Genomic DNA, 12,164 nt, shown 5'->3' on the forward strand with positions numbered 1-12,164 from the left:
TCGTGGAGATCCGCCGCCTGCGCGCTGCCGTCCATCAGTGTCCTTCCGAGCGTGCCGCAGCGGTCCCAGCCGCCTCCGGCACGCTCACTCCCGGCCGAGCCGACGGGCCGGACCGCGGGCCTGCGACGGCCCTGTCCGGCATGCTGCTGGTCAGTCCTGTCTGAAGTAGGAGAGGAGACGGAGGATCTCGACGTAGAGCCAGATCAGCGTCACCATGAGGGAGAAGGCGCAGATCCAGGAGTACTTCTCCGGGATGCGGTGCTTCACGCCCTCCTCGATCATGTGGAAGTCGCCCACGAGGCTGAGCGCGGCGAGCACGACGGCCGCACCGGAGATGAGGACGCCGAGGGGCATCTCGATGCCCATGACGGAGATCTCCATCGTCCGGGCATTCATCTGACCGCCGCTGAACATCGCGAAGCCGAAGTTCACGAGCGAGAACACCGCGTAGCCGCCCACCGCGAGGATGAGGAACTTCATGAAGCCCGGGCTCATGCGGATGACCCTGAACTTGAACAGCGCGAACATCACGAGGAAGACGCTGAGGGTGCCGAGCACGGCCTGCATGACGATGCCGTCGTACATCGTCTCGAAGCTCTTCGAGATGCCGCCCAGGAAGGCTCCCTGGACGACCGCGTAGGCGAGGATGAGCGGCGGGCTCGGCTCCTTCTTGAAGGCCACGACGAGGCCCAGGACCAGGCCCACGAGCATCGCCGGAAAGGCCAGGAGCGGGACGACCCAGCCGAGGACGGCGCCCGCGAGCAGGACCGCGAAGGTCATGCCCGACTTCATGAGGACGTCGTCATAGGTCAGCACGCGGTCGGAGGCGGACTGCTGCGGCTGGTACGAGGGTGCCTCGTACATGCTCTGCAGGTCCTGCGCGGACGGTGCCGGAATGCGGTTCTGCGTCTGTCCGGCCCTGATTCCCTCGTTGAGGCCGCGGCGCACGAGCGGATTGCTCATTGGGATCCTTTCCCCTGATAGGTCGTGGTCTCGATGGTGTCCATCCTAAGGACTCAACCTGAGACGGGCCCCAGGAATTCCCGCTTTCCGCACCGATCGTTTCGGAGCCGTGACCTCACCGGAGCCCGAGCCCGCAGGGCGCCCTGCGGGCGGGAGGTACCGCGCCGCGCGGCCTCAGGGTGTGTAGGCGATCGGCGAACCCGGACCCCAGGGGATGCCCAGCGCCCACCAGACGAAGAACAGGACGCCCCACAGCACCCACAGGCCGAAGCTGAGCGGGATGGTGAGCGAGAGGAGCGTGCCGATCCCGGCATCGCGCTTGTACTTCTGGATGAAGCCGAGGACCACGACGAAGAACGGGCTCATGGGCGAGATGATGTTGGTCGTGGAGTCGCCGATCCGGTAGAGCGCCTGGGTGGTCTCCGGGGAGATGCTCAGGAGCATGAACATCGGCACGAGGATGGGGCCGAGCAGGGTCCAGAGCCCGGATCCCGAGGTCACCAGCAGGGCGCCCAGCGCCACGATCAGGAAGCCGCCCAGCAGGACCACGAAGGTGTTCGCCTCGATGGACCGGAAGAACTCCGCGCCCCTGATGGCGAGGATCTGGCCCAGCGACGAGGAGTTGAACACCGCGAGGAACTGCGCGGCGGCGAAGAAGAGCACGAGCACCTGTGCGAAGGGGCGCACGCCCTCCACCATCATCTCCGGGACGTCCATGAAGCGGGTGATCGACCGGGTCACCACGCCGTAGACGATGCCCACGAGGAAGAAGCCGAATCCCACGATGGGCGCGATGCCCGCCATCAGGCCGGATTCCGGGCCGAAGGCCCCGGCCTCGTCGCGCAGGGCGGAGCCCGCCGGCAGGCAGAGCAGGACGATGAGGACGGCGCTGGCCACCAGGGTGACGCCCGCAGCCCACAGGCCGCGCTTCTCCGCGGCGGAGACGCCCTCCGCGAAGTCGACGTGCTCCGCGGAGTTCTGCAGCGCGGACTCGTCGATCGTGAGCTGCTCGCCGCGCTTGTTCAGCAGCAGCTCCGTCACGAGCGTGATCGCGGTGGCGACGACGAACATGGAGACGAAGTTGAAGAACAGGTTGGAGATCGGGCTGACGACGTAGGAGTCGTCGATGATGTGGGCGGCGGAGGTGGTGAGGCCCGCGAGGATCGCATCGTAGGCATTGACGAACGGTGCTGCTGCGTAGCCGCCGGAGACGGACGCGTAGGCGACGGCGATGCCGATGATCGGATTGCGGCCCACTGCGGCGAAGGCGACGCCGCCGAGCGGGATGACGATCATGTACGAGGCGTCCGAGGCCATCGAACCGGCAGAGCCCACGAGGGCCACGACGAAGGTGACCAGCCGCGGCGAGGCCGAGCGCAGGGTCACCTTCATGACCGTCCGGATGAGGCCGGACTGCTCAGCCACCGCGACGCCGAAGAGCACCGCGAGCACGAGGCCCAGCGGCGGGAAGTTCACGAAGTTGTCGACGATCCCGGAGAGGAAGGTGCGCAGCTCCTCCGGCGCCAGGAGGTTGGTGGGGCGGACCTCCTCCCCGTCCGCCGGGTTGATCGCGAACACGCCGGCCTCCGACAGCGCCCACGAGAGCACCATGACGACGGCGGCGAGGCCGAGGAACAGCCAGAACGGATGGGGCAGCTTGTTGCCCGCCTTCTCGATGACGATGAGGGCGCGCATGAGGAACCCGAGCTTCTCCTCCCGGGGTTCCTGCTGCTTCGCTTCTGCGATGGGCACGGGTGGCCTCCCTGTCTCCGGCCGCGCCCGTGTGCGGGTGTGCGGATCCGGGTTGGTGCTGTGTCCTTGACTGCTGCGGCTGGCCGCCCGCCCATCCTGCCGGATCGAGGGGGCCGGGAGAAGAGTGTGCCCGCGATCGGCGCGTGCGGCCGCAGGGATCCCACGATGCGGACAGCGGGCCCTGCCGTCCGGCAGGGCCCGCTGTCAGGGGGCGGCGGAGCCGGCAGAGGACCGGCCGGCTCCGGCGGAGGCTGTTCCGCTCAGGCGTCGAGTTCGCCGCGGATGAAGGCCTCGACCGCGGCGTGCGCGGCATCGTCGCCCTGCTGCACCGGCGGTGACTTCATGAAGTAGGAGGAGGCGCTGATGAGCGCGCCGCCCACGCCGCGGTCGAGGCCGATCTTGGCGGCGCGGACGGCGTCGATGATCACGCCCGCGGAGTTGGGCGAGTCCCACACCTCCAGCTTGTACTCGAGCGCGACGGGGGCATCTCCGAAGTTCCGGCCCTCGAGGCGGACGAAGGCCCACTTGCGGTCGTCGAGCCACGCCACGTAGTCGCTGGGACCGATGTGGACGTCGCGCTCGGAGAGGTCGGCCGAGGTGTTCGAGGTGACGGCCTGGGTCTTCGAGATCTTCTTCGATTCGAGGCGGGTGCGCTCCAGCATGTTCTTGAAGTCCATGTTGCCGCCCACGTTGAGCTGGTACGTGCGGTCCAGCACCACGCCGCGGTCCTCGAACAGCTTCGCCATGACGCGATGGGTGATGGTCGCGCCGATCTGGCTCTTGATGTCGTCGCCCACGATCGGCACGCCGGCGGCCCTGAACTTCTCGTCCCATTCCTTGGTCCCGGCGATGAAGACGGGAAGGGCGTTGACGAAGGCGACGCCGGCGTCGAGCGCGGCCTGCGCGTAGTGCTCCGTCGCCTGCTGCGAACCCACCGGGAGATAGCACACCAGCACATCCGCGCGGGCCTCGCGCAGCGCCTGCGCCACGTCGACGGGCTCCGCATCGGACTCCACGATGGTGTCGCGGTAGTACTGGCCCAGGCCGTCGAAGGTGGGGCCCCGCTGCACGCTCACCCCCGTGGGCGGGACGTCCGCGAGCTTGAGCGTGTTGTTCTCGCTGGAGACGATGGCCTCGGCGATGTCCTGACCGACCTTCTTGCCGTCCACGTCGAAGGCCGCCACGAACTGCAGATCGTTCACGTGGTAGTCGCCGAACTGCACGTGCATGAGGCCCGGGACCTTCTGGCGGGGATCCGCATCGCGGTAGTACTCCACTCCCTGGATGAGGGAGCTTGCACAGTTGCCAAGGCCGGCGATCGCGACCCGAATCGGATTTGCAGCCACAGTTAACGATTCTCCTCAAGGAATTCCATCTGCGCGCGGAAGCGCACGGGCCTGGTCGTTCAGGCGCCAGTCCATAGTAGTCCGGGAGGGGGTGGGCGGCGACAGCCGCCCACTGTGGGATTGTGCACGCGGAGCCGGCTCCCCCGCGGACCCGGCGCCCCACGGACCGGACCCCTCAGCTCACGACGAGCGGCTCGAGCGTGAGCTCCGGGTGGGCGCGCTCCACGCCCTGCAGGCGCCAGCGGTCGGAGAAGAGCGCGAGCAGCTCGCCGTCGGATCGGCTGAGCACCTCCACGCTCCGCTCCCGCGCGAGCGTGGGGACGTCCTCGGCGACCGTCCGCCGTGCGAGCGAGAAGTTGAGCCTCTCCAGCGTGCTGGGCGCGTTGAACTCGTTGTTCATGCGGTCCTCGACCACCTCGAACTGCATGGGACCCACCGCGCCGAGCACGGGAGCCTGGTCGCCGCGCAGATCGCTGCGGAGCACCTGGATCACGCCTTCGTGGTCGAGCTGCTGGATGCCCCGGCGGAACTGCTTGTACTTGGAGGAGTCCTTGGCCCGGATCACCATGAAGTGCTCCGGCGAGAACGTGGGGATGGAGGGGAACTCGACCTTGCGCTCGATGTAGAGGGAGTCGCCCACGCGCAGCGCGGAGGCGTTGACGAGGCCCACCACGTCGCCGGGGAACGCCTCGTCGATGACCTCGCGATCACGGCCGAAGACCTGCTGCGCGTACTTCGTGGCGAAGGGCTTGCCCGTCGCGGCGTGCGTGACGACCATCCCGCGCTCGAACACGCCGGAGCACACCCGCACGTAGGCGAGGCGATCGCGGTGGTTGGAGTCCATGCCCGCCTGCACCTTGAACACGAACCCGGAGAACGGCGCATCGACGGGACGCGGCTCGCCGGCCGCGTCCGGACGCGCCTCGGCCGCCGGCGCGAAGTCGACGAGCGTGTCGAGGATCTTGTGCACCCCGAAGTTGAGGACGGCGGAGGCGAAGAGCACCGGCGTGGACCTTCCCTCCAGGTAGGTCGCCTCCTCGTGGTTCTGGTCCTCCATGTCCAGCAGATCGGATTCGTCCACCGCCGTCGTCCAGGCCTCGCCCTCGAGCTCCGCCGCCGTCTCCGGGGCGAAGGTCTCCTCCCCCGCGAGGTTGGCGCCGCCGTCCGTGCGGGTGTACTTCGTGTACTCCCCCGTGAGCCGGTCGAGCACTCCGCGGAAGTCCCCGGACTGGCCGACCGGCCAGGTGAGAGGAGTGGGGAGCATGCCGGTGCGCTCCTGGATCTCGTCCATGAGGGCGAGCGGCTCCATGCCGGGGCGGTCCCACTTGTTGATCACGGTGATGATGGGCACGCCGCGGTGGGCGCACACCTCGAACAGCTTCATCGTCTGGGCCTCGAGGCCCTTGGCCGCGTCCACGAGCATGACCGCGGAGTCCACGGCGGAGAGCACGCGGTACGTGTCCTCGGAGAAGTCGGCGTGGCCGGGGGTGTCGAGGAGGTTGAAGACGCAGTCGCGGTACTCGAACTGCAGGGCGGCCGAGGTGATCGAGATGCCGCGCTCCTGCTCCATCGTCATCCAGTCGGAGACGGTCGCGCGGCGTCCGGCCTTGCCGTGGACGGCGCCGGCCATGCCGATCGCGCGGGCGTGGAGGGCGAGCGCCTCCGTGAGCGTCGACTTGCCGGAGTCCGGATGCGAGATCACCGCGAACGTCCGGCGGCGGGCTGCCTGCGCGCGGACGTCGGCGGGGCTGTGCGAGGAGGAGGGACCAGAGTTCACCCGGCCATTCTAGAGGCAACCTCCGCGGCCCTTAGGCTGGGAGAGTGAGCAGACGGAAGACACACCACGACGACCAGGACGACGAGCTGACCGTCGTCGCCCGCGACCCCGGCGGCTCCGGCCGGTGGCTGCGCCTGCTCCCTCTGCTGCTGGGCGCGCTGATCGCGGGACCGTTCCTCTGGTTCTCCCTGCGCTTCAGCGTGGAGGTCGCCTCGATCGCCTCCCTCCTCATCCAGCTCGACGCGGACACGGGCACGCTCATCGGCGTGGTGCTCATGACGCTGGGCGGCTTCATCTGCCTCGTGGGAACCCTCTTCTGCCTCTTCGCCGGCTGGCGCAGGGACAGCTGGAGGTGGCGCTGGAGCTGGGCGGCGGCCGCCGTGGCCTGCGCCGCCCTCATGCCGCTGCTCGGCCTCGTGACCGGAGCCTTCTGGGAGTGAGGGATGCGGGCGACCAGCCCACGTGCAGGAGCCGCCCGCATCCATGAGCGGGGGCGCCTCGCGCGCATCCTCACAGATCGGTTCGGCGCAGACCCGCAGCGAAGCCGTCGAGCACATCGAGGATGCCGCGGTGCTGCCAGAGGCGATTCCGGCCGCGCCCGGAGCTCTCACTGAGCACCCCCCTCTCCACGAGAATGCCGAGTGCCCGCTGCACCGTCACCTGGCTGACTCCGAGCGCCTCCACGAGATAGCGCGAGTTGACCACGGGCCGCCCGAGGAGCAGCGGCAGCACCGACCACGCCACCGCCTGGGGTCGAAGCCCCTCCAGCCGCCCGCGGGAGAACTCCAACTGCTCAGCAAGGGCATCCACGAGCTCGATCCCGCGCACCGCGGAGAATCGAGCCGCATTCGCGAACGCGCGGAGAAGCGGGCCCGCGTCCCCAGCGCGATAGTCGGACAGCGCCGAGAAGTACTCTTCGACCCTCCGCAGCAGGCCCGCGGAGAGAGGTACGGTCCACCGCGTCACCACCCCGGTCGAGCGCAGCAGTGCATGCACGAGCGCGCGCCCTGTGCGTCCGTTGCCGTCTGAGAACGGATGGATGGTCTCGAACTGCGCATGCGCCACGGCCGTATGCACGAGTCCGGGAAGATCCGTTCGAGCCATGAATCGCGTGAGATCTGCAATCGCGGGTTCCACCCGGGTGTGCTGCGGGGCCACGTACTCCGCACCGCGCGGTCCCGCGCTGTCCGCGCCGCCCACCCAGACCAGCCCTGAACGAAAAGCCCCCCGTTCTCCCTCCCAGCCCGGCTGCCGCTCCATGAGCTCCCGATGCATGAGGAGAATCCCGGCTGCATCCATGGACTCCGAGAGCCGCAGTGCAGCTTCCATTGCCCGCACATTGCCGACCACCGCCGCAGCATTGCGCTTCCCGCCCTCCCCCAGCTCTGCCAGCGCCAGCTGTCGGGCAGATGTCGTGAGCTGCTCGATCCTGCTGCTGGACGCACTTTCCGTGCGCAGCAGGATCGCCGACATCGGAACGAGCTCACTGCCTCGACCGAGCTGCATCCGCGCATATCCGTCGAACTCCTTGAGCGCGAGTGACGCGTCATCGATGTCCGCTGCGATGCCTCCCGTAAGCATGGGCTGCCACCCGGCGATCCGCGCAGGGACCGCCGAGCGGTACTCCCCCGTCTGACGCGCGCACTCCGCCCGCGAATACATCTCCGGATGCCGAGGTCGCCATTCACCCGTCTCATACTCGACCGGGGGAACACGGACCACCGGAGTCCGACTCATGTGCCGCTCCTCTGACATGTGCATGATTCATGCATCCACTGGTGAACCTTCTAGGGGAAAGAGTAACTAACGAGCAGTGTGCGGATCACTTCCCTTCGCCAGGCCTCCTCTCACCGCAGCCGGGCGAACAGCACCGCCCACTGCTCCGGCGTCAGATCACGGGGCAGGGAGCTCTCGGCAGCTCCCGCCTCTGCCAGCGCGACGCGCACCTGGCGGACGGGGTGCTGCGTCGCTCGCTGCAGCACCCGCGGCAGCGATCCCCCTGCGCCGGTGAAGACCCGGTGGGCGAAGGCGGCGTACTCGCCGCGCGCCTCCGCGGGCACCAGGGGTGCGGTCCGGCGACGGATCCGCAGGATGCCCCCGTCCACGCTGGGCACCGGCCGGAAGGCACGGGCGGGGACCCGCCCCACGATGTCGAACTCGAACCACGGCCCGGCCTGAACGGACATGAGCGTGCGGCCGCCCACCCCTGCGCGCTTGCGCGCCACCTCCCACTGGAGGAGCAGCACGGCCTCGTGCCAGGACCGCAGCCGGAGCAGACGGCGCAGCACGGGAGTGGTGAGGTGGAAGGGCAGGTTGCCCACGAGCACGGGCGCGCGCAGCGGGTGCCGCATGACGTCCGCCCACTCCACCCGGACGGCGTCCGGCAGCGAGCGCCGCAGCGCTCGCACGCGGTGCTCGTCCACGTCGATCGCCGTGAGCGGCCGGTTCAGCCCTGCGAGGCGGTGCGTGAGCGCCCCGTCGCCGGCACCGATCTCCAGCACGGGACCGGAGGTCTCCGCGACGAGGGAGGTCAGAGTGTCGAGGGTGGGTGTGTGGACGAGGAAGTTCTGCCCCAGCTCGTGCCTGCCGCCGTACACCGAGGCGGCGGGGCGAAGGTTGTGCGGGTTCCTGCGATGGGAGGTTCTGCGTACCAAGGGATGCGCTCCAGGAGAGTTCCGGAGCACCTCGGAGGGCCGGTGGGTCCTGCCCGGGCCGCTCCCGTGCGCGGGAGGGCTGGGCGATGCGGTGGGCGCCTGCCGTCCGAGGTGCGATGACCTGTCGGACTCATGGCGCGCGTCAGCGGATCGGGTGCGAGCGCGCCGTCAGGCGCGGCGGTCGCGGATCATGGGCGCCATGAACGGCGCAGTGCACAGTGTTCCCATGCGGGCAAGCATGGCATCTCCCGTCCTCCCGGTCAACGGCCGGAGCCGCGGCCTCCGTCAGGCGCCCGTCCCCGCCCTCCGCGCGGCGCGATTGACCGGGCGGATCGACCCGAGGACCAGGCCCACCTGCGCGAGCATCGCCCCCATCCCCGCGATGATCCCGGCCTCACCGCCCCAGAGCAGGGCGAACAGCACCATGAGGACGACACCGGCGCCGCCCAGGACAGCGGTCGCCTGGGCGAACGGGATCATGGCATGATGCCCGGCCCGCCAGGCCGCGTCCGAGGCCATGGTGGCCGCCGTGCGCGCTCCCACCATGCCGTTGCGCCCGAGGCGGCCCCGCGCACCCGCATACGCCGTCCACGGGACCAGCAGGCTCACCACCACCAGGCCGAAGCCCAGGCCCACGAGCCCGATGAGCGCCTCCCCCACTGTCCGTCCCCCTCGTCCGCCGCTCCGAAGCCTCCGCCGCTGCGATCCACCGGCCGCGCGGGACGTCCGGCAGGGCCTCTCCCGTCATGCCCACCCTATGTGCACGTCCCGCGCGGCCGCACTCGCCGGAGATCCCCGCACCGATGGCGTGCGCCCCGCACGCACTCCTCAGCCGCCCGCGACCCACCGTGTACGGACGTCCGCAGAAAGATGTTGACGCGCACCGCAGCTCTGACCGACAGTGAGGTATGACACTCGATGCCGCATCACAGTCGCTGCTGGCTCAGCTCGCCGCCGCAGGCTCTCCTCCCGTCCACGAATCGACCCCCGCCGTCGCCCGCATGTCCGGGCCCGTGCTCGCGCAGCTCTCCGGCCCCGGGCCGGAGGTGGACGCCGTGGCCGAACACGACCTGCCGGCACCGGACGGCGGGAGCTTCCGCGTCCGCGTGCTCACTCCCCCGGGCCGGCCGGCCGCGGTCGTCGTCTACCTCCACGGCGGCGGCTGGGTGACCAGCGACATCGACTACCAGTACGACACCATGGCCCGCCAGCTCGCGCTGGCCTCGGGCACCGTCCTGGTCATGGTCAACTACCGCAAGGCACCGGAGCACCCCTTCCCCGCCGCGGTCGAGGACTCCTGGGCCGGCCTCCTCTGGGCGGACGCACATCGTGCAGAGCTCGCGGGCGCCGATGTCCCTCTCGTCATCGCCGGTGACAGCGCCGGCGGCAACCTCGCCGCCGTCATGGCACAGCGGGCCAGGGACCGCGGCGGCCCGCACCTCGACCTCCAGATCCTCGTCTACCCCGTCACGGACTGCGACTTCTCCCGGCCCTCCTACAACGCCCCGGAGAACCAGCTGCTCCTGAGCCGGCCGACGATGGAGTGGTTCTGGCACCACTACCTCCCGGATCCGCAGGCGCGCACGCAGCCCGATGCCTCACCGCTGCGCCATCCCGACCTGCGTGGGCTTCCCCCGGCGTACGTGCTCCTGGCCGAACACGATCCCCTCTTCGACGAAGGCCTGGACTACGCCCGCGCGCTCGAGGCCGCAGGAGTGCCGGTGGAATGCGAGACCGCGGAGGGCCAGATGCACATCTTCTTCCAGATGGCGAACCTCCTGCCGGGCTACGCGGAGGGCCTGGAGAAGGTCGCCGCCCGCATCCGGACGGTCGCGGGAGCGGAGCCGCATGCGCATCCCGAGGCGAGCACAGATCCCGAGGTCAGCCCACGGTCCGAGGCGAGCGCACACGCCTCTGCCGCACCGCAGGCGGCCACACCCCGGACAGCAGCACCCCAGGAGGCAGCACAGTGAGCACGGACTGCAGCACCGACTACGACGTCGTCATCGTGGGCGCCGGGTTCGCCGGCATGTACCAGCTCCACAGGCTCAGGGAGGCCGGCTTCCGGGTGCGCGTGTTCGACGCCGCGACCGAGGTGGGAGGCACCTGGTACTGGAACCGGTACCCGGGAGCACGGGTGGACATCGAGTCCACGCACTACTCCTACAGCTTCGACGAGGAGCTCCAGCAGGAGTGGGACTGGTCCGAACGCTATGCCGCGCAGCCGGAGATCCTCGCCTACGCTCGGCACGTGGCGGACCGCTTCGACCTGCGCCGCGACATCGCCTTCTCCACCCGCGTGGAGGGCCTCGACTGGGACGAGACGACGCAGACCTGGACGGTGCGCACCTCTCCCGCCACGGCGCAGGGAGTCCAGGGCGCTCCGGGAGCGCCGGCGGAGGAGATCCCTCACGGCGGCGGGCAGACCTGGACGGCCCGGTTCGTGGTGCTGGCCACCGGCTGCCTCTCCGTGCCGCAGCGCCCGCAGTTCCCCGGCATGGAGGACTTCGCCGGGGAGCTCTGCTACACCTCGGACTGGCCGCATGACGGGGTGGACCTCACGGGCAGACGGGTCGCGGTGATCGGCACCGGGTCCTCGGGCATCCAGACGATCACGGCCATCGCGGAGCAGACGGCGGCCCTGGAGGTCTTCCAGCGCACCCCCAACTTCGCCATCCCCGCGCACAACCGCACGCTCACGGATGAGGAGCGCGCGGCGGTGAAGCGGGACTATGCGCAGATCCGTGCAGCGGACCGGGCCTCGGGCCTGGGCTTCGCGACCTACGACGGGACCACACCCCTCACGGACCACAGCGCGGAGGAGGTGGAGCGGGAGCTGGACGCGCGCTGGGCCCGAGGCGGACTGGGCTACTCGCGCGCCTTCACGGACGTCATGACGAACGCCGAGAGCAACGAGGTGCTCGCCGAGTACGCCCGCGAGCAGATCCGCGCCCGGGTGGATGATCCCGAGCTGGCCGAGCTGCTCTCGCCGCGCAGCTACCCGCTCGCGTCCAAGCGCATGTGCGTGGACACCGGGTACTTCGAGGTCTACAACCTGCCGCATGTGCACCTGCACGACGCCTCGACCCATCCGGTGGAGCGCTTCACGGAGACCGGACTGCGCGCCGGCGGGGAGGACTTCGAGGTCGACGTCATCGTGCTCGCCACCGGCTTCGACGCCATGACGGGCGCGATCACGCAGATCGACATCACCGCCGGCGGGCTCTCACTCGCGCAGAAGTGGGAGCACGGTCCCCGCACCTACCTGGGGCTCATGACCGCGGGCTTCCCCAATCTCCTCACCGTGACGGGCCCGCAGAGCCCCTCCGTGCTCACGAACATGCTCGTCTCCATCGAGTTCCACGTCGACTGGATCACCCGTCTGCTCACGACCATGCGGGAGCGGGGGCTCACCCGCGTGGAGGCCCGGCCCGAGGCCGAGGACGACTGGGTGCAGGTCAACAACGACATCGCAGGCGCCTCCCTCATGCCGCAGGGCGCTTCCTGGTACATGGGGGCGAACATCCCCGGCAAAGAGCGGGTGTTCATGCCGTTCGCCGGGGGCTCGCACACCTACATCGGCCTGGTCGAGGGCTTCACCGCGGCGAACCACCACGGCTTCCGGTTCGCGGACTGCTCCGGCGAGCAGGTCCCCGTCCGCGCGGCCTGAGC

Annotated in this window: 10 protein-coding genes; 3 read left to right on the forward strand and 7 right to left on the reverse strand. The window is 69.7% G+C overall.

The window, feature by feature from the left end; genetic code table 11:
• Positions 1-150 precede the first annotated feature (150 nt).
• The 4 genes from ABD240_RS00565 to ABD240_RS00580 form a co-directional block, all read right to left on the reverse strand.
• On the reverse strand, positions 151-963 hold the full coding sequence (locus ABD240_RS00565; protein ID WP_291798878.1) for a Bax inhibitor-1/YccA family protein: 813 nt from the start codon (positions 961-963) through the stop codon (positions 151-153).
• A gap of 174 nt (positions 964-1,137) precedes the next feature.
• Entirely contained in the window at positions 1,138-2,715 is a 1,578-nt protein-coding gene (locus tag ABD240_RS00570) for an AbgT family transporter (RefSeq protein ID WP_344334367.1), read from the reverse strand.
• 260 nt (positions 2,716-2,975) lie between these two features.
• Positions 2,976-4,061 (reverse strand): inositol-3-phosphate synthase, encoded by a 1,086-nt coding sequence (locus ABD240_RS00575; protein ID WP_344334369.1) that lies wholly within the window; start codon positions 4,059-4,061, stop codon positions 2,976-2,978.
• A 175-nt stretch (positions 4,062-4,236) separates the two neighbouring features.
• The gene (locus ABD240_RS00580; RefSeq protein ID WP_344334371.1) at positions 4,237-5,838 is read right to left on the reverse strand and encodes a peptide chain release factor 3; all 1,602 of its coding nucleotides are present in this window, start codon (positions 5,836-5,838) and stop codon (positions 4,237-4,239) included.
• Between the two features lie 44 nt (positions 5,839-5,882).
• Between ABD240_RS00580 and ABD240_RS00585 the strand changes: the two genes are divergently transcribed.
• Positions 5,883-6,278, forward strand: coding sequence for a hypothetical protein (locus ABD240_RS00585; protein WP_291798865.1), 396 nt, complete (start codon positions 5,883-5,885; stop codon positions 6,276-6,278).
• 70 nt (positions 6,279-6,348) lie between these two features.
• On the opposite strand, the gene ABD240_RS00590 is transcribed toward ABD240_RS00585, so the two are convergent.
• The 3 genes from ABD240_RS00590 to ABD240_RS00600 all read right to left on the reverse strand — a co-directional run bounded on the left by ABD240_RS00590 (position 6,349) and on the right by ABD240_RS00600 (position 9,152).
• Positions 6,349-7,419, reverse strand: coding sequence for a Fic family protein (locus tag ABD240_RS00590; RefSeq protein WP_344334374.1), 1,071 nt, complete (start codon positions 7,417-7,419; stop codon positions 6,349-6,351).
• Between the two features lie 266 nt (positions 7,420-7,685).
• On the reverse strand, positions 7,686-8,435 hold the full coding sequence (gene erm, locus ABD240_RS00595; protein WP_425546975.1) for a 23S ribosomal RNA methyltransferase Erm: 750 nt from the start codon (positions 8,433-8,435) through the stop codon (positions 7,686-7,688).
• A 342-nt stretch (positions 8,436-8,777) separates the two neighbouring features.
• Positions 8,778-9,152: an SdpI family protein gene (locus ABD240_RS00600; RefSeq protein ID WP_344334378.1), complete on the reverse strand. Its 375-nt coding sequence runs from the start codon at positions 9,150-9,152 to the stop codon at positions 8,778-8,780.
• A gap of 248 nt (positions 9,153-9,400) precedes the next feature.
• Between ABD240_RS00600 and ABD240_RS00605 the strand changes: the two genes are divergently transcribed.
• Both ABD240_RS00605 and ABD240_RS00610 read left to right on the forward strand, forming a co-directional pair.
• Complete coding sequence (locus tag ABD240_RS00605; protein ID WP_344334380.1) at positions 9,401-10,465, forward strand: alpha/beta hydrolase; 1,065 nt, start codon at positions 9,401-9,403, stop codon at positions 10,463-10,465.
• The gene (locus tag ABD240_RS00610) at positions 10,462-12,162 is read left to right on the forward strand and encodes a flavin-containing monooxygenase (protein ID WP_344334382.1); all 1,701 of its coding nucleotides are present in this window, start codon (positions 10,462-10,464) and stop codon (positions 12,160-12,162) included. The genes ABD240_RS00605 and ABD240_RS00610 overlap by 4 nt, the downstream gene beginning before the upstream one ends.
• The last annotated feature ends 2 nt before the right edge of the window (positions 12,163-12,164 follow it).

Origin of the sequence: Brevibacterium salitolerans, from assembly GCF_039531405.1 — a bacterium.
In the GTDB taxonomy this organism is placed as follows: domain Bacteria; phylum Actinomycetota; class Actinomycetes; order Actinomycetales; family Brevibacteriaceae; genus Brevibacterium; species Brevibacterium salitolerans.